Origin of the sequence: Bacteroides thetaiotaomicron VPI-5482 (assembly GCF_000011065.1) — a bacterium.
In the GTDB taxonomy this organism is placed as follows: Bacteria; Bacteroidota; Bacteroidia; order Bacteroidales; family Bacteroidaceae; genus Bacteroides; species Bacteroides thetaiotaomicron.
On the sequence record NC_004663.1, the window covers coordinates 5958052 to 5977176 of the forward strand.

Annotated in this window: 16 protein-coding genes; 7 read left to right on the forward strand and 9 right to left on the reverse strand. The window is 40.7% G+C overall.

All coding sequences use genetic code 11. The features are described 5' to 3' along the window. The first annotated feature begins 5 nt into the window (after positions 1 to 5). The 3 genes from BT_RS22880 to BT_RS22890 are packed head-to-tail and all read left to right on the forward strand — an operon-like array spanning position 6 to position 4285. A complete protein-coding gene (locus BT_RS22880; RefSeq protein ID WP_011109317.1) occupies positions 6 to 1559 on the forward strand; it encodes a type I restriction-modification system subunit M in 1554 nt (517 codons plus the stop codon). A gap of 18 nt (positions 1560 to 1577) precedes the next feature. Continuing rightward, positions 1578 to 2993 carry a RhuM family protein gene (rhuM, locus tag BT_RS22885; RefSeq protein ID WP_162303134.1) on the forward strand — a complete coding sequence of 472 codons (1416 nt, stop codon included), beginning with the start codon at positions 1578 to 1580 and terminating at the stop codon, positions 2991 to 2993. A gap of 5 nt (positions 2994 to 2998) precedes the next feature. Continuing rightward, positions 2999 to 4285, forward strand: a complete 1287-nt coding sequence (locus BT_RS22890; protein ID WP_011109319.1) for a restriction endonuclease subunit S — start codon at positions 2999 to 3001, stop codon at positions 4283 to 4285. On the opposite strand, the gene BT_RS22895 is transcribed toward BT_RS22890, so the two are convergent. Next, positions 4278 to 4880, reverse strand: a complete 603-nt coding sequence (locus BT_RS22895; RefSeq protein WP_011109320.1) for a restriction endonuclease subunit S — start codon at positions 4878 to 4880, stop codon at positions 4278 to 4280. The genes BT_RS22890 and BT_RS22895 overlap by 8 nt on opposite strands. Here BT_RS22895 and BT_RS22900 point away from each other — a divergent pair. Then, positions 4834 to 5367 (forward strand): restriction endonuclease subunit S, encoded by a 534-nt coding sequence (locus BT_RS22900; RefSeq protein WP_225538835.1) that lies wholly within the window; start codon positions 4834 to 4836, stop codon positions 5365 to 5367. The genes BT_RS22895 and BT_RS22900 overlap by 47 nt on opposite strands. Here BT_RS22900 and BT_RS22905 read toward each other — a convergent pair. Next, positions 5360 to 6505 (reverse strand): restriction endonuclease subunit S, encoded by a 1146-nt coding sequence (locus BT_RS22905; protein ID WP_011109322.1) that lies wholly within the window; start codon positions 6503 to 6505, stop codon positions 5360 to 5362. The genes BT_RS22900 and BT_RS22905 overlap by 8 nt on opposite strands. A 43-nt stretch (positions 6506 to 6548) precedes the next feature. On the opposite strand from BT_RS22905, the gene BT_RS22910 reads away from it, so the two are divergent. Further along, positions 6549 to 7475: a tyrosine-type recombinase/integrase gene (locus tag BT_RS22910; RefSeq protein WP_011109323.1), complete on the forward strand. Its 927-nt coding sequence runs from the start codon at positions 6549 to 6551 to the stop codon at positions 7473 to 7475. Between the two features lie 991 nt (positions 7476 to 8466). On the opposite strand, the gene BT_RS22915 is transcribed toward BT_RS22910, so the two are convergent. The 6 genes from BT_RS22915 to mnmE form a co-directional block, all read right to left on the reverse strand. Then, the gene (locus BT_RS22915) at positions 8467 to 9540 is read right to left on the reverse strand and encodes an AAA family ATPase (protein WP_011109325.1); all 1074 of its coding nucleotides are present in this window, start codon (positions 9538 to 9540) and stop codon (positions 8467 to 8469) included. A gap of 2 nt (positions 9541 to 9542) precedes the next feature. Beyond that, complete coding sequence (locus BT_RS22920; RefSeq protein ID WP_011109326.1) at positions 9543 to 9917, reverse strand: helix-turn-helix domain-containing protein; 375 nt, start codon at positions 9915 to 9917, stop codon at positions 9543 to 9545. A 100-nt stretch (positions 9918 to 10017) separates the two neighbouring features. Next, positions 10018 to 10770, reverse strand: coding sequence for a hypothetical protein (locus BT_RS22925; protein ID WP_011109327.1), 753 nt, complete (start codon positions 10768 to 10770; stop codon positions 10018 to 10020). Positions 10771 to 10936: 166 nt separating this feature from the next. Further along, a complete protein-coding gene (locus BT_RS22930) occupies positions 10937 to 12055 on the reverse strand; it encodes a site-specific integrase (protein WP_011109328.1) in 1119 nt (372 codons plus the stop codon). 108 nt (positions 12056 to 12163) lie between these two features. After that, positions 12164 to 13624 carry a helix-turn-helix domain-containing protein gene (locus BT_RS22935; RefSeq protein WP_011109329.1) on the reverse strand — a complete coding sequence of 487 codons (1461 nt, stop codon included), beginning with the start codon at positions 13622 to 13624 and terminating at the stop codon, positions 12164 to 12166. A gap of 306 nt (positions 13625 to 13930) precedes the next feature. Then, positions 13931 to 15328, reverse strand: a complete 1398-nt coding sequence (gene mnmE / locus BT_RS22940; RefSeq protein WP_011109330.1) for a tRNA uridine-5-carboxymethylaminomethyl(34) synthesis GTPase MnmE — start codon at positions 15326 to 15328, stop codon at positions 13931 to 13933. Between the two features lie 132 nt (positions 15329 to 15460). Here mnmE and BT_RS22945 point away from each other — a divergent pair, with 132 nt between their 5' ends. Next, positions 15461 to 17368: a PAS domain-containing hybrid sensor histidine kinase/response regulator gene (locus BT_RS22945; RefSeq protein WP_011109331.1), complete on the forward strand. Its 1908-nt coding sequence runs from the start codon at positions 15461 to 15463 to the stop codon at positions 17366 to 17368. Positions 17369 to 17449: 81 nt separating this feature from the next. Next, positions 17450 to 18109, forward strand: a complete 660-nt coding sequence (locus tag BT_RS22950; RefSeq protein WP_008764706.1) for an NAD(P)-dependent oxidoreductase — start codon at positions 17450 to 17452, stop codon at positions 18107 to 18109. 70 nt (positions 18110 to 18179) lie between these two features. On the opposite strand, the gene BT_RS22955 is transcribed toward BT_RS22950, so the two are convergent. Continuing rightward, positions 18180 to 19058 carry a nucleoside phosphorylase gene (locus BT_RS22955; RefSeq protein ID WP_008764707.1) on the reverse strand — a complete coding sequence of 293 codons (879 nt, stop codon included), beginning with the start codon at positions 19056 to 19058 and terminating at the stop codon, positions 18180 to 18182. Positions 19059 to 19125: the final 67 nt, after the last annotated feature.

A 19125-nucleotide genomic window follows, 5' to 3' on the forward strand; every position in this document is an offset into this window, starting at 1 on the left:
AAATAATGAGCGAAGAATTACAGCAGAAACTCCGTGACCAGCTTTGGGAGGTTGCAAACCGTTTGCGTGGTAATATGTCGGCAAGCGACTTTATGTATTTTACATTAGGTTTCATTTTTTATAAATACCTGTCGGAGAAAATAGAAAAATACGCCAACAATGCTTTGGCAGATGATGATATAACTTTTAAGGAATTGTGGGAAACGGACGATGCCGATGCTATTGAATTGCAAGAGGAAGCAAAGAACCAATGCCTGGAGAATATCGGTTATTTCATTGAGCCCCAATTTTTGTTTTCGTCAGTAATTGAAGCTATCAAGCGAAAAGAAAACATCTTACCCATGCTTGAACGCTCATTGAAGCGTATTGAGGACAGTACTTTGGGACAAGACAGCGAAGATGATTTTGGCGGTTTGTTCTCAGATATTGACTTGGCTTCGCCTAAATTGGGTAAGACAGCCGATGATAAAAATACACTTGTCAGCAATGTGCTTCTTGCATTGGACGATATAAATTTTGGATTAGAGGCATCGCAAGAGATTGATATATTGGGTGATGCTTACGAATATATGATTTCACAGTTTGCTGCGGGAGCCGGAAAAAAGGCTGGAGAGTTCTATACTCCGCAGGAAGTTAGCCGTATCTTAGCAGAGATTGTTGCCATTGGACACCAGCGTTTGCGCAATGTCTATGACCCTACTTGCGGTAGTGGTTCGTTGCTACTCCGTGCTGCAAGTATCGGTAACGCAGTAGATATTTACGGACAGGAAAAGAATCCGACCACTTATAATCTTGCCCGAATGAATATGTTGCTTCACGGCATCAGGTTCAGCAACTTCAAGATTGAAAATGGTGATACACTTGAATGGGATGCGTTTGGCGATACCCAATTTGATGCAGTTGTAGCAAATCCTCCGTTCTCTGCTGAATGGAGTGCTGCCGACAAATTCAATACCGATGACCGTTTCAGCAAAGCAGGACGGCTTGCACCACGTAAGACTGCCGATTATGCTTTTATTCTGCACATGATTTATCACTTGAACGAGGGTGGAACAATGGCTTGTGTTGCTCCGCATGGTGTACTATTCCGAGGAAATGCGGAGGGAGTTATCCGTCGTTTCCTCATAGAAAAGAAAAACTATGTGGATGCCATTATAGGATTACCTGCGAATATTTTCTATGGCACAAGCATTCCGACTTGTATTCTTGTTTTCAAGAAGTGCCGTAAAGAGGATGACAATATTCTGTTTATTGATGCAAGCAAGGAGTTTGAAAAGGTAAAGACTCAGAACAAACTCCGTGAACAGCATATTCAGAAGATTGTCGAAACTTATCGTGACCGCAAGGAAATAGAAAAGTACAGTCACCTTGCCTCTCTTCAAGAAATAGCCGAGAATGATTACAATCTGAATATTCCTCGTTATGTTGATACCTTTGAAGAGGAAGAACCTATTGATATTAAAGCTGTAATGGCAGAAATAAAGGAATTGGAAGCCAAACGTGCTGAACTCGATAAAGAGATTGAAGTGTACCTGAAAGAATTAGGCATTGTAGAATAGTTCAGAAAAGTAATAGCAATGGGTGAAAATGACAACATACCTCAGATGACACCTTCATTTGAGAATATATGCCGCAAGGATGAAAACGGGAACAAATACTGGAGTTCCCGTGACCTTTGTGGTGCAATGGGCTATTCTGCTTATTGGAAATTCCAAAGGGTCATAGATAAAGCCATCAAAGTAGCCGGAGAAAAAGGAATGAATGTGGATGAGCATTTCAACCAAGTGGTTGATATGGTCAAGATAGGAAACGGTTCATTCCGCAAGGTAAACATATTCCGTCTTTCTCGTATGGCATGTATGATTATTGCGGAAAATGCTGATGGCAAAAAGTTGCTTGTTCAACAGGCACGAGACTTTTTCTCGCAATCTATCTCAATGACAGAGCTCATGCATAATTCGCTAAGCTCTAATATATTATTGTATAAAACAGCCCAAGGAGAAGCACGGGTAGAAGTCATTTTCAACAGCGAAACATTCTGGATGTCACAAAAAAGAATGGCGGACTTGTTTGGGGTTGATGTCAGAACCATTAATTATCATCTCGGACAAATTTACGAAACAGGAGAACTTTCTAAATCAGCAACTATCCGAAAAATTGGGATAGTTCAAATAGAAGGAGACCGGGAAGTGGAGCGTACGCCGCTATTCTACAACCTCGATGCTATTGTAGCGGTGGGCTATAGAGTAAATAGCTATCAAGCTACTCAATTCCGTATTTGGGCAACTTCAGTGCTGAAAGAGTTTATCATTAAAGGATATGCCCTCGATGACGAGAGGCTGAAACAGGGCAAACATTTCGGAAAGGATTATTTTGACGATTTGCTTGAGCGTATTCGTGAAATACGCACCTCAGAGCGCAGATATTACCAAAAGATAACTGACATTTATGCAGAATGTAGTGCGGATTACGACCCGAAATCAGAAGATACAAAGTTGTTCTTCAAGATGGTACAGAATATGATGCACCTTGCCGTTACCCATCATACGGCTGCGGAAATTATCTATCAACGGGCTGATTCCGAGCAACCTTACATGGGACTTACCACATGGAAGAAAGCTCCTGATGGAAGAGTGCAAAAGTCTGATGCCATCATTGCCGAAAATTATCTGTCAGATTCTGAATTGTCCCAGTTGAATCTTATCACAACTGCCTTTCTTGATATGGCAGAATCACGTGCTGCACGTCATATCGTTTCAACTATGGATGATTGGAAAAGGTTCCTTCAACAATATCTTGCAGCGATGGATTACGAGCCGTGCGATACGGCAGGAAAAGTGACACAAGAAGAAGCAAAAGATAAGGCTTATAGCGAATACGAAAAATATAAACTGATTCAAGATAGATCATACATATCTGATTTTGATCGTTTTAATGAGGGTAATGATGAAACTCCATTGCTTCCATTTGATTTGAATCCTACAAAAGAATGACAACTATGGCAATAGATAATAAAGATAAAAAAGTCCTCAAATCTTCGATCGAGCGAGAGCAGAACGAGCTTGCTTGCTCTGCCGAGCGTGAGAAGATAAAAGGTTCAAAGAACCTTAATGTTCCCCATTTGAGATTCCCGGAGTTTAGTGGAGAGTGGAACAAGTACACCATAAATGATTTAGCAACAGTGGTTGGAGGTGGCACACCTGATACTACAGTGAAATCATATTGGGGTGGAGATATACAATGGTTTACTCCAAGTGAAATCGGTAAAAATAAATATGTAGACTTTAGCAAAAGAACTATTACAAGAGATGGTTTAGATAATTCAAGTGCAAAGCTATTACCATTACACACTATATTATTAAGTTCTCGTGCCACGGTAGGAGAATGTTCTATTGCATCAAATGAATGTACTACAAATCAAGGTTTTCAATCTCTTATTGCGAAACAATGTAATATTGATTTTCTATACTACTTGATTCAAACTAAGAAAAAAGATTTGATTAGAAATGCTTGTGGATCAACATTCTTAGAAATCTCAGCAAATGAAATTCGCAAGATTAAAGTTGCTGTTCCTGTACAAAACGAACAGGAACAAATTGCGAAGCTCTTATCTCTCATTGACGAACGAATAGCAACCCAAAACAAAATCATTGACAAACTGAAATCCTTAATTAAAGGGCTTCCACATAAGATGGCTGAGATAGGCTTGCAAAAAGGATGTTGGGAAAAGGTACTATTATCAACCGTTTTAGTTGAGCGTAAAGAGCTGAACTCAGAATTATACACTGTACATTCGGTGTCTGTTTCCGAAGGCGTTATCAATCAAATCGAATATCTTGGTCGTTCGTTTGCAGCCAAAGACACTTCTAATTACCATGTAGCGAGATATGGAGACATTATATACACGAAATCACCGACTGGAGATTTTCCGTATGGAATAGTCAAGCAGAGTTATATTGAACAACCTGTTGCTATATCTCCATTATATGGTGTGTACTCTCCAACTTCATTTGAAACAGGAGTATATCTGCATTACTATTTTATGTCTTCTGTATTAGCCAAGAACTATCTATATCCGTTGATTCAGAAAGGTGCTAAAAATACAATCAACATTAGCAATCAACGCTTTTTGGAGAACAGAATAGCATTACCTCTAAAGCAGACGGACAGACATAATATAGCAAGAGCTCTTATAACCATTCAAAAGAAACTGGATATAGAAAAATGCGCCATGGATTCATTGACTAAACAACGAAGTTATCTACTCCAACAGTTGTTTATATAAACATCTGTTGGAGTAAAAACGCCTTCTGTTTGAGAATAGTATTATACAAGTTTGATTCTAATTCAAGTTTCATATTGAGTGTATCAAGCGTATTGATAGCTTTTAAGTCATTGGCTGAATCAATAATAGGTATATCAATATGTTTGACATCTTTGGCTGTTATTAAAGGTTGAGTCGTTCCTGATGTTATACGCTCGAAATTATAATTTTGAAGATAATAATAAACATATTTTGCTTTACTACCACATCGTATAACTATGGTATTATCACTTACTCCACATGGAATATTAACAAACTGAACACAACCGATAGAACCAACACGAGCAACTAATACTAATGGCTCATGATAACTAGGTGTTGCTGTTGTTCCAATTACACCTGTTGAACCATATAAAGGAAAGCATCCTTCTTCTACTTTGTCCCGTCCTGCAGTAATTTGATTGTCAAACTCTTTGAGTTTACAATGTTTGCTACAGGATTGAAAAACAACTTCGTCTATCCCTTTAATTAAGGACTGCAGTACGGTAATGTCCGCAATTAGAAAAAAGGTGTTTGTATCATTAAAAGAAGAACATACAGAATGTTGTGAAATCAATCAACTTCTTACTTATGAACAACCTACAGCATATATTGTTACCAATGATGAATACTCCACAGATACGACCTTAATTCCGGTTTTAACTGCAAATAAAGGTTTTGTTTTGGGTTATACAGACGAGGATTTTGGTATATATCAAAAGGGTGAATGCATAATCTTTGATGATTTTACAATGGATGCAAAGTATGTATCATTCCCTTTTAAAGTAAAATCGTCAGCAATAAAGATGCTTACAGCAAAACCTAATGTAAATCTTCGGTTTATGTTTGAATATCTATCATATTTAGAACTAAAATCCGAAGAACACAAAAGACATTATATTTCAGAAATAGCGTCACTTGTGGTTGAATTGCCTTCAAAAGAAATGCAAAATAAAATAGCCTCTCTAATGACTTCATTAGATAATAAGTTAGCTCTTGAAGAAAATACCTCGGTAAGATATGAGGATGAAAAACAGTACCTGCTCTCGCAAATGTTTATATGAACATCTGTGAGAGCAAATATTGTTCCTGCTTTGTATACTCAGTAAGCAAACTATTATGTACAGTCCATAGCCTTTGTAACACTCTGAAAACGATGGATATTCTTTTTTGCTCTTCTAATTTGGGCAGACGTATTTGAATGTTACCCATTGTATTGTTCATAAGTTTTGGGTTAGCTAAGTTTATTGAGACATATTTCTTTGTCGCTTCCGCCAAAACCAAAGAAACAAAATGAGTATCAAACTCTTTTCTAAGTTTTAATAAACCACAAACATTTGTGCAATTAAATTTTCCATTACGATAAAATACAGTTCCTGCATTTGCACCGTCAGTGGTCCAACTGATGTATTCACCTTCAAACATATAATCGTCAAGGTAGCCCATAATACCATCATTTGATGTTTGAGAGGAATATACTGGATATGTAGGGCTCTTTTGCTGGCCAATTTCTATGGAACTAATAACTCTACCACGCCCTATTTGGGCGATATCTTTGATTTTGAACTGTTCCCATTTATCGGAATGAAGTACATTCAAACTAATTGCGGACTTTAGTTTTTTCAAATCCTCAATGATTTTGTTTTGGGTTGCTATTCGTTCGTCAATGAGAGATAGAAATTCAGCTATTTTTCTCTGTTCCTCAATTGATGGAAAATATAATGATATTTTGGATAATCCTTCCTGCCCAATATTGAAATGTTGTGCTCCTGCTCCCATTCTGCAAGTTCTTTTGCGCGCTAATGGCGTAGCAAGCAAATACTTAAAGAACAAAGGATCATAATTGCCGATTTTACGACCACGAATAACAAAGCCTCCATAAATGGCGGTACGATTATCCATGTACACATTAGCTCGTCCAACATCCTCCAATGTTTCTGAGCTACGTTGGAATAGCAAATCTCCGTCTTTCACTCCGAAACATTCTATTTCTTTTTCAGTAGCATTGACCTTGCCACGAATATTGTCATAATTGATAACTCCTTCTGAAAGAATATCCATCACCGAAATGAATGGTAGTCCACTTCCAATACGTTTAGCGTCTGGATTAAGACCATTCTTGAACTCCAAATATTCAGAAAGCGTATGCTCTTCCCACTCTCCACTAAACTCCGGAAATCTCAAATGGGGAACATCGCTCATTATATTTCTCTAATTATAGACATTTATCATTAAATGAAATAATATGAGCAACAAAACAATTAGAGAAATTGCGGTAGCTTGGAAAGAGTACAAGCGACCCTATGTGAAGCAGTCCACAATGGCGGCTTATGTGTTAATCTTGGAGAACCACATCCTTCCCACTTTTGGAGAGTGTGATTCGCTCCATGAAGAGATTGTGCAGGACTATGTCCTGCGAAAAATCGAAAGTGGATTAAGTGTAAAATCTGTAAAGGACATTTTGATCGTTCTAAAAATGGTGATGAAGTTCGGGGTAAAAAACGAATGGATGGACTATTATGAATGGGACATCAAATATCCAACCATTTCGACAAACAAAGAGTTGGAGGTTCTATCAGTAGCCAATCACAAAAAGGTGCTCAACCATATTCAAAACCATTTCTCTTTTGCTGGACTTGGTATTTACATTAGTCTATGTACTGGGCTTCGCATAGGGGAGGTCTGTGCCTTGAAATGGAGCGACATCAACACAATGGACGGGACTATTACCGTAAACCGCACAATAGAGCGAATATATATCATTGATGGGACACAAAAACATACAGAGTTGGTTATCAACACTCCCAAAACACAGAACTCATGTAGAGAGATTCCTATGACAAAGGAATTGTTCGCAATGATGAAGCCTCTGAAAAAGGTAGTCAATGATGATTTTTATATTCTAACCAATGCTGAATATCCGACAGAACCGCGTACCTACCGGAATTATTATACCAAACTAATGGAAAAATTAGGTATCCCAAAACTAAAGTATCATGGACTTCGCCATAGCTTTGCCACTCGTTGCATAGAAGCCGGATGTGATTACAAGACAGTTAGTGTATTGCTTGGACATTCCAATATCTCAACGACTTTGGATCTCTATGTTCATCCAAATATGGAACAGAAAAAGCGTTGCATTGCAAAAGTATTCAAGTCACTTGGTAAATGACGAATAAAGAGTGGGAGGATATTCAAATGCAATCCTCTCACTCTCGATTCCAACATGATTGGCGATTTTTGAGTTCGTAAAAGCGAGTCTGCAAATAAGCAACTGGCTGAAATTTATTAACAAATGTACAATCTTACATTTTACGCAGTGGACTGCGTATTTTTACGCACTACAAAGAGGATAGGCTATTTCCTATTTTAGGATGCTATTCGGAAGTTGGCTAAATCAATCTTAGGAATCTGGCAGGTTGATGTCGTTAAATTGGTAAGCGTTTGGACAATAGTCCTGTGTTCATGTTCATCATCGAGTATCTTCACTTATGGGGCGGCATTGCTCCGGCATACCGACATTGGAACTTGAATTATGAAAAATGATTCCTAAAAGAGTTCGCAAAAGAGCAAGAACAGTTCCTAAAAGAACCTACGGAGTTCACAAAAGAGTTCATAAAAGAACAGTTGGGTTCGTAAAAGAACTACTGAAATGCGCTTCTACGTGGCTGCTATCAAACAGCCAGCAGAGGCACTACACGCCAATCCGAAACATAGAGTTGCGTGGCGAGTAAGCACACTTCATCTTCGCAATAAAGCCATATCCTGCTTGCCTGGGATTGGCAACTTCTCACGAGCGATTTATCGCTTGGGGTATTGAGTTACCCTAACTCAATAGAGGTCGTATAATGGGCAAGCCCAGGACGCAATTAAGTGTGCAAATTTCGCTTTTTGTCGAGAAAGACGAGGAAGAGGCTGGCGAAAAGAAAAAGTGCTTAAATAACGCTATTTTTCATCCAATCAGCTTGCTGGAAGATTGGCATTCTCAAACGACCTATTGGTCGCTTGGGGTATTAGGCTCCCCATACAAGATAATGTCTGTACAACGGGCAAGCCCAATCAATGGCAACGACCAGTTTCGAGAATTATCATGAAACCAGCCGTTGCACTTAACTTTGACTTACACAAGAATACACGCTTTGAGAATAAAGTCAAGTGAAGAGTCAATAGTGGTAATCAGGCATGAAGCGATAAATGCCACGACTTTCCTGAACCACCATCCGTTTGTTCGTGAGAAACTTAATTGTTTCCACAATCTTATTGTGATTCAATTTTGTTCCTGCCAGTTCGTAGGCAGTGGTCAGTTCTTCTTCCAAAGCCTTATATCCCGAAATAGTCTCTTTTCCCTCAAAAGCCAGTTCGAGAGCCTTGCGATGGGTGGATTCGCGGATGTCTTTACAAGGGGAGAATGGTTCTTGCTTGGGACGACCAGCACTTTTCTTGGTCGGCACATAGTCCGGCAGAAGTTCGGGAAGCGATTGGTCATTGATGTAGAAAGCGAATGGCAGGAAGTCCTTTGAGCGGGTATGCACACTTTCCACTTTGCTGATGTTGCTGTCGTCCTTGTCTTTCTCAATTTGGATGACCGTTTCCGCTTTGTTGTTGATTTCCGTGCCAATGTGTCCACGGGCATTTTCATCACTTTTGTTCTGGTGAAGGATGGTGTGAAGATGAATCTGGTATTCGTCAGTCCACTGCATAAGTTTGGATATTATACATGTGGCTTCACTTGGTGAATTGATGTCGTAAACCAAGTCACGTATTCCGTCAATCACCACGAAACCGAGACCCTCAATCTGACTGATAGCATCGTCTATAATAGCTAAACGCTCCTTCGGATTGAACTTGCGTAAAGCGAGAAAATAGAAACGGTCACAATCCTGATTGGCAGGCAACTCTGCCTGTTTCATTATACGATGCATTACAATCATGCAATGGTTTTGACTCTGTTCGGTGTCAATGTAGAGGATGCGGTTCTTCCCAGCGGGAAAATCCGTTGTGTAGTTAAGGACTTCCTTTCCGGACAAAGCTGCTGCTACCATAGCTGACACGTTGAAGGTCTTTTTGCTTTTTGCCTTGCCAATGGATGCACTGAAATTTCCCAATGTTCCGATAGCCACTCCGCCTATACTCAGGACTTCCGGCTCCTGTTCGTACACCTTTTCCAAACTGAGCATAGTATCTTGCCATCTCGTAGTGATTTGAGCAAAATCCTCAATGGGTGTTGCAGTTTCCATACTCACCAGTTTTTAGGATTAGGCTTGCGACGGTGTGAGGTATACATCGCTTCGTTTTCTTCCTCATAGGTGAGAGGTACTGAAGTTTTGCGAGATGCCTCCAGCCATTTGTCGAGCTCGTCACGATAGATATAAAGGTGCTTTCCTTGTTTGATAACAGGAATGTTGTCCTTCTTTATCTTGTAATAAAAGGTGGAGACTGGCATTTTCAGATAGGCACAGGCTTCCTGCACTGTCATTGGTACGTGCAAATTCTCTTTTGGTTCGCTTTGGCGGTTAAGAGTGTCCCTAAGTAAATTTTCCATTCCTGCGATTCTCTCGCAGAGTTCGCCTACCACTTTGGGCAGGTCATTAAAAGTCAAATCTGTTGTGTTCATATCTTCAATAATTAGAATTAATATGCTGCAAACCAACAGAATGAAATTTTGCAGAAATTCGTCAGGCAGAACAATGATTACCGTCTGCACGATTTAATTTTCAAGTATTGTTGTGAAAGTGGAAATCTCCTTTGTCCGGCACGTCAATAGGAATGTCGCATGGGACATTAACACGCAAATTGGCTTCCAGATATTCTATATCAGCGTTGCGCAATTCGTATGGGAAAGAAGACTTAATGAATATCGCTCTGTCGCGACGGGAGACTCCAAGCCGTTCACCGATATTCCAAGCTAAGTGTCTTAAAGAGGGAGAACTGATCTTTGCTTCTTTCGTTGAATGGATTGGCTGACAATCGTTAACCCGGTTTTCAGCAATGCACTCTATATTCCGGAATAGTGTGCTGATATTCTCTTTTGAGAGATATTTCGAGGTCTTTTCCACTACATATTCGCGGATAGCTATCATGGTGTCCCTTTTTCGTTTCACCTCCTTCAGTTGCTCTTTCACAAGAATGCTCTCATATCTCTCCAAACTATCAGGTATCTGTTCCTCTTCTACTGAATCTTGATTAGCATTTTGATGGCTGCTTTCTTGTGAACATTCGCTTTGTACTTGCTTATTTGTAGTACTACTTGAGATTGTCGTAAAAAGCCCTGCCATTACTTTGCGGAATATGGCAAAGGTCAAAATAAGCATTACCAAAGAGATAATAAAAATGGTGGCATCAAATAGGATGTTGTGATTGAACTTTTCACCGATATTGTATGCGGTGAGTGCCGAGAGTGAAACGATGACCACTCCAGCCAAACTGCTGATATCAGCTGCTTTCTGAACTTGTATATTATTCTCCATATAGTTGTGATTGTTTACAATTTTATGGCGTAAAGTTCAGCACTAATTTCCATATAACCATAAATACTAATGGTTATTGGACTGATATTCACAAATAATTATGGTTAGAATATGAATCATACTCAAAAATCATACTCTAACCATATAAAAGAGGTAATAATGACCGTTAATCCTTACGGATCAAGGAAATTTTGTTGCTGGCTTTTCGCTTGTTGCTATCCACCACTTTCATGTATCGTTGGGTTGTGGTGATGCTCTTGTGTGCCATGATGCTTTGGATGGTTCGGATGTCTGTTCCGGCAGCAGCCTGTAAAGTGGCGAATGTCCTTCGATATGAGTGGAAGGTGATGTTTTTGGTGATACCTGCGGCTCGGATCCACTCTTTCATGGGGTATTGCGTCCAGCATCTTTTCAATCCTTTGAATACCAGCCCTGTCTTTTCGGGAGAATAACCAATCAATTGCAAGGCTTCGTCACTAATGGGGATGATGTCTTCTGTCTTTGTCTTTTGAGTGACGGTGTGGACGCATTTTCCTCCGGCAGCAAAGTCCACGATTTCTTCCCATCGCAATGTGAGAATATCGCTGATTCTCAGACTTGTCAGACAAGAGAATAACGAGGCTGTTTTCAGAACCGGTATTTTGCAAGGTGTTTCTGCCAATCTGTACAGTTCATCTACGCTTAGGTAGTCTTTCACTACATCTTCCGGCTCTATCTTGTCCAAGAAATCATTTACATTGGAGTGAATTAACTTGTTGCGATAGAGTATTTTGAGAAATCCTCTGAATGTGGACCAGTAGCCCACAGCCGAATTGCGTGATATGGGACGCTCAGGACGTCTAAGCTGTTTCGCATTAAGCAGATACTCTCTGAACTTGTTGCATAAGTCCACATCGATTTCCTCGAATGAACATTTTCCACCCACGAAATTGAAAAAATGCAGATATACGAACTCCCATTTCTGGTCGTGCTTGCGGAGTGTCTTCTTATAATAGGCAAGAAAATCTCCTTTCATCTTGCTCTTGTCAAAGAAATCGTACCGCTCATTTACGATGGATTCAAAGCGTCGGCATCGGATAGCTTCTGCTTTTTCCGACATGACGGCATTAAAGTTCTGTTCCCGTTGGTTCTTTGGTTCGGCATAGATGTAGATGCCCAAAGATTCATGACGGATTACCTTCATACTTTCTTTGTCGCGATAACCGGGATAATAATCCAGATAGAACGACAACATGTTTTTCTTTAGAGGTCTTGTCCTCAATGTTACAGTTTTACATTCGTGCATAATGATATGTTTTTATAATTGGTGATTAATTTGTTGCAAACCAATACAATGAAACAATGCTGATGGCTGCCATTGCTGAAAATGATTCTTGTCTGTGCGGAATAATTCTCAGATACCGGATTTTTCAGCCATCACCTTGTCAAAATCCTCTTTCAACAGGAACATGGGCTTTCCGTGATGCATCTTCCGTATCTTGTTATACCTCGCATAATTGTAGACATCATCCCTGCGGAGACTATATTTTTCCATTGCTTCGGCTACGCTGTAATACATTTCCCGTTGGTCGAAACCTCCGCTTTTGATAATGTCGATATGGTCTTTTGAATATTGGACTTTGCCATAAACAACACGGGACGGGATTTTATGGCGATGTACAAATGAGCATCTGGCATCTTTGCTCATACCATAGATTTCCTCCATTTGTTCCGCACTAATCCATTCCTTTATATTGTCTGCAGCCTTGTATTTGGCGAAGAATCTGTCAACTGACAGTTGCTCGTAATAATTGAACCCACCATGACTGATTTTAGGAATGTCGTTTTCACGGCATAGCTTGCAAATGGTTTTCCTGTTCATATGATAAGTTGCCGCAATTTGCTCGGATGAGTAATAACCTTCAGGGATTACAAAGGTCTCTTTCGGCAGGTCGCTTTTCTTTTCCCGTTTCTTGGGTGTATATGTTCCATCACGATGCTCTATATAGACTTTGTCAAACTCGGAACGTTGCACCATTGTCCGGCTTCCTTGCTTGAACCGTTTGATGTCGTATTTGTTGACATAGTAGCTGATATTAATTTTAGTAAGTCCGTATTTCTCGGTGATTTCATCGTAGGTATAATAGTCGGGATTCAGCTTCTCCTGCTTTTCCTTAATCGCGTCTATATGGGCACGGGAATAATACACCTCGTGGTGGCGGTTGATTCGGGGAATATTGTACCGCAGGGCAAAGGTAGCAACAGCATTACGGCTCATACCGTACTTTTCCATGACCTGCTCCGGGGTATAATAACAGGCCGGATTGATTTCTTCGGCAAGGTCGGCAAAATACTTGTCTATAAGGGTGCGGTTGTAGAACACACGATTGCCTTCTTCAACCTTAGGGATGTTGTATAACTTGCATCGACGATACAGTGTTTTCTTCTGAATTTGGAACTTCTCCAGAATCTCATTGGTAGTGTAATAAAGAACGGTCTGTTTTCTTCCATAACTCCGTTTCTTATAACCGGGTGCATCATCAAACATTTTTTCAATGTCCGACTTGCGGATAATGGTACGCCCGCGAAGTTGCAGTGCCCGAATGATACCGGTAGCCATGTGCCGATAGATGGTCGCACGGCTAATACCTAAAAGGGTTGCGGTTTCGGCAGGGGAGAGATACAACTTGCTTCCTACGATACCGACTTCCTGCATGGGCTGCTCATTTTGCCGTTCCTCGTATTCCTGTAACCTCTGCTTCCGCTTCTTCTCTTTGTACGCTTTTTCATTGCACGATTTGCTGCAATAGCGTGTTACCATCGTGTGTGCTATAAATGGTTTGCCGCACCACTGGCATTTTCTTTGGATTTCCATATATTAGTCGCCTTTAATTTCGCCTATTCTGTCTCAATGCGTCTCACAATTTCTCATAGCGTCTCACACTGTGTCTTCTATAGCGGTTCCGCTCATTCTCATAGCGTCTCACATCGTGTCCAAGATGTCGCTATGATGAGTGCGAAGTGTCCGCTTAATTGTTCGGCGGTAGAATTATGGTACAAAATAATGCTGGAAATCCGCAACCAGTCAGATTTGACTGAAAAACATATAAAAAGAAAAGCCGCTGGTTATCAGCGACTTTCTTCTAATTGGCTATGGTTATTTATGGCTGTTTACAAGCCGTCATTTGCCGATGCAAAAATGCTGAAAAATATTCTGAAGCACCATATCATTTGTCACTTCCCCTGCAATATCCGAAATAAAGAAAATGCACTCTCGTATATCCTGCGAAAGAAAATCTCCGGATATATGTGAATCAAGCCCATCCTGCACCCGGTGGATAGCATCTAAAGCTTTACTTAAAGCTTCATAATGCCTTACGTTTGTCACAATAATATCATTTTGTGTTACCGTAGGCAGATGTGCTGCGTTAATAAGCATCTTTTGTAACTCGTCGGTCTGTCTACGTTCTTTTGCCGATATGAAGATAGACTTCGTGTATTCTTTAGGGAAGTTCTTTAATAAAGCAGATAATTCTTCTTTCTGCATTTCCTCAATCAAATCCGCTTTGTTGAATACAACAATTAGTTGCTTCTCTTCACAACGAGGAATGATCTTTTCTGATAATTGCTTTATCTGAGAAGATGCATCAGATGAATCAACCATCCAAAGTACAATCTCCGCTTGATCCAACTTCTGGAATGTACGTTCAATACCAAGGCTTTCAATGGTATCATTTGTTTCCCGGATTCCGGCAGTATCAATGAATCGGAAAGTGATGCCACCTATATTAATAGTATCTTCAATGACATCACGCGTGGTACCATGAATATCACTGACGATTGCTTTATCCTCGTTCAGTAATACATTCAGTAAAGTAGATTTCCCCGCATTCGTTTCACCGATGATAGCCACCGGAACACCATTCTTAATGGCATTCCCTACATTGAATGAATGAACCAGCCGTGAGATAACCTGCTCTATTTCATCTGCGAGTTTTCGCAATGCCGAACGATCAGCAAACTCCACATCTTCTTCGCTGAAGTCAAGTTCCAGTTCGATCATGGAAGTGAAGTTTAGCAACTTACTTCGTAGGTCCGTTAACTCTTTGCTAAAACCTCCCCGCATCTGACTCATGGCCAAACGATGAGTGGCTGCGGAAGAAGATGCAATCAAATCGGCTACAGCCTCCGCCTGACTTAAGTCCATCTTTCCGTTGAGGAACGCGCGTTGGGTATATTCTCCCGGTTGAGCCATACGGCAACCGTTCTTAATCAACAACTGCATTACTTGCTGAAGAATATAGGAAGAACCATGACACGTGATTTCTGTACTATCCTCTCCCGTATAGGAATGAGGAGCCCGGAAAAGACTCACAAGGACTTCGTCTATGACTTCTTCTCCATTATAAATACGCCCGAATGTCAGCGTATAAGGCTTTTGTTCGCTAAGTAATTTGCCGGCTTTGGCCGGTTGGAAGATGCGGCTTGTAATAGAAATAGCTTCAGGACCGGAAACACGGATGCTTCCGATGGCCCCTCCTTGAGCGGTAGCAATAGCGCAGATAGTATCTTGATTCATTATATTTCTTTTTGGATGATGCAAAGATAATTGTTTCTAAGTAAAAAAAGTAAGATTAGACACAACTTGTGCTTTATTTGTTTATATTTGCTGCCGTTCAAACAATGCACATACAAAATACAATGATAGTCTATGGAGCCGGATACAAACTTATATTCACCGAATGAGAATAATGAAATCATACGGGAAAATTCACAAAAGATACTTTCTGTACTTGCCGCACATCAAATAGCTTTATGGGAATATGACATTCCGACAGGGAAATGTAGCTTCACGGACGATTACTTCCGTACGTTAGGCTTGAAAGAGGCGGGGGTAGTCTTTAAAGATATTAATGACTTTTACCATTTCGCATACCCCGAAGATATAAATGCCTATCAGACAGCTTTTGCTAAAATGCTTGCTTCGGAGTCCAAAGCATCTCAGATACAGGTTCGTTGTGTCGGAGAGCATGGTGAAGTGATTTGGCTGGAAGATCATTTCTTGTCTTATAAAGGGAATGAAGAAGGAGATCCGGATAAACTGTTGGCATATACTGTAAATGTTACCTCCCAGTGTGAAAAGGAACAGCATATTAAACATCTGGAAGAACATAACCGTAAAATAATAGAAGCTTTACCCGAATTTATCTTCATCTTTGACGAAAATTTCTTTATAACGGATGTGCTGATGGCGCCGGGTACGATTCTGCTGCATCCGGTAGAAGTGCTGAAAGGAGCGGACGGGCGCAGTATTTATTCTCCGGAAGTAAGTGATTTGTTTCTTTGCAATATTCGCGAATGCCTGAAGGACGGGAAGCTGAAAGAGATTGAATATCCGTTGGAAGTGGATGGGAGTAAACATTATTTTCAGGCACGCATCGCTCCGTTTGAAGGTAACACCGTGCTGGCGTTAATACACGATATTGGTGACCGTATCCGTCGTTCCGAGGAATTAATTGAAGCGAAACGACGTGCAGAGGATGCCGACCGGATGAAGTCTGTATTTCTCGCAAATATGAGTCATGAGATTCGTACTCCGCTGAATGCTATTGTGGGATTTTCGGAGATTATGGCTTTAACGGAGAATGAAGAGGAAAAACATGAATATCTGGAGATTATCCAGAAGAATAGCAATCTGCTGTTGCAGTTGATCAATGATATTTTGGATTTGTCCCGCATCGAATCCGGTAAATCGGAGATGCACTTCCAGCAAGTCGAAATAGCTGGCTTGGTGGATGAAGTGGAGAAGGTGCATCAGTTAAAGATGAAGTTGAATGTGGACTTGAAAGTGGTTCGTCCGCAAGGAGAGTTTTGGACTTCTACCGATCGAAACCGTGTGATGCAGGTACTCTTCAATTTTTTATCCAATGCCATTAAGAATACTGAAACGGGAAGTATCACATTGGGATTGAAGCAGGAGGGAGACTGGCTGAAACTGTTTGTCAGCGATACGGGCTGTGGAATTCCGGAAGAGAAACTTCCTCAAATCTTTACTCGTTTTGAAAAACTGAATGACTTTGTGCAAGGTACCGGACTGGGGCTTTCTATTTGCAAGAGTATTGTAGAACGTCTCGGTGGCCGTATTGAAGTTAGCTCGGAACTGGGACAAGGTAGTACGTTTGCGCTTTATCTGCCTTATCAGGAGATACCGGTAGAAGTTGCCGAACGGAGTCTTTCTACTAAGATTGATTCTGAATCCGTACGTCATAAAAAGATTTTGGTTGTGGAGGATATCGAATCGAACTTTGCCCAGTTGAATATCTTACTGAAGAAAGAGTATACTATTCTGTGGGTGCGTAACGGACAGGAAGCAATCAATAGCTTTATTCGGGAAAAACCGGACTTGATATTAATGGATATTCGTATGCCTGTGATGGATGGCATTCAGGCTACAGAGAAGATTCGAACTATTTCTCTTTCGGTTCCTATTATTGCAGTCACAGCCTATGCGTTCTATACGGAACAGCAACAGGCTATTCAGGCTGGATGCAATGCAGTTATCTCCAAACCATATTCTTTGGAGAAACTGAAAGAAACGATAGAAACCTATATCGGATAATTAATTTTCTAAAAGGAGACCAACATTCTGAAAGTTAGATTGTTATTAAAGTAATAATAACAATCTAATTTTTGTTGGAATATGGAGAAAGTGAAAAAGATAGTCCTCATCGGAGCTAGCGGCTTTGTTGGTTCCGCTCTGCTAAATGAGGCATTGAATCGTGGCTTTGAAGTGACAGCTGTAGTTCGTCATCCCGAGAAAATAAAGATAGAGAACGAGCATCTGAAAGTAAAGAAAGCGGATGTCTCTTCGCTCGATGAAGTTTGCGAAGTTTGCAAAGGAGCGGATGCCGTTATCAGTGCATTCAATCCGGGATGGAATAATCCTGATATATATGACGAAACCATCAAAGTATATCTGACTATCATTGATGGAGTGAAGAAAGCGGGAGTAAATCGCTTCCTGATGGTAGGTGGTGCCGGCTCACTGTTTATTGCGCCGGGATTGCGACTGATGGATTCGGGTGAAGTTCCTGAGAATATCCTGCCCGGAGTTAAAGCTTTGGGAGAGTTTTACTTGAATTTCCTGATGAAGGAGAAAGAGATTGACTGGGTATTTTTCTCTCCGGCAGCAGATATGAGGCCGGGAGTACGCACCGGACGTTACCGTTTGGGCAAAGATGATATGATTGTGGATATCGTGGGTAACAGCCATATTTCTGTAGAAGACTATGCGGCTGCAATGATCGATGAGTTGGAACATCCCAAGCATCACCAAGAGAGATTTACGATTGGATATTAATGAAAAAATGGCTTGAAACATACAATACAGAGTATGATTCAAGCCATTTTGTTATGATGGATATATTATCCTATATTCTGTCGAGTACAGTCTTAATCAGTGTATCGATTGTATTCTTATATCCGGTATTAGCCTCTTTGATCAGTCGGTTGGCTATCACCATGCAGACGGTCATTGCCTTATGCCCCATCAGTCGGCTAAGTCCTGCAAGTGCCGAACTTTCCATTTCGAAGTTGGTAATCTTAAAGCCTTTATATTCAAATGCTTCAATCTTATCATTTTGTTTCGGGTCCGCTAACGGAATACGGAGCTCACGTCCTTGTGGCCCAAAGAAGCCTCCCGCGGCAATCGTTACACCACGTACCATATCTTCTTTAGCAATCCGGTCAATCAGTTCTTCACTGGCATCAATAACATAAGGCGCAGGGGCACACATATTTCCCGACCAGCCCATGTGATTAAGGAAAGCACGTTCGAAAGGAAGATCGCATACCGCATTGCGTCCGGCGTAAAAATTCAATAATCCGTCGAAACCGATAGATTTCTGTGAACAAACGAAGGTGCCTACCGGAGTATTTGGCTGCAAGCCGCCGCACGTACCGATACGTACTAACTCCAGTTGGCGGAACTTTTCTTTTTCTTCCCGTGTCTCAAAGTTGATGTTGGCAAGTGCATCCAGTTCGTTCATAACGATGTCGATATTGTCGCAACCAATTCCGGTAGAAACCACTGTGATTCGTTTACCTTTATATGTACCCGTGATTGTTTTGAATTCGCGGCTTTCCACTTCGCATTCTTTGTTTTCAAAGTGAGAAGCTACGAGTGCTACACGTCCTGGATCTCCTACAAGGATCACTTTATCTGCCAGCCATTCGGGCTTTACGTGAAGATGGAATACCGAGCCGTCTTCGTTGATAATCAGTTCAGAGGATGGAAAGTACTTTTTCATGTTATTGAACGGTTTTAGTTTTACAATAAGTCGTATATATAAATAGAAACGCCGGAACCGGATTTTA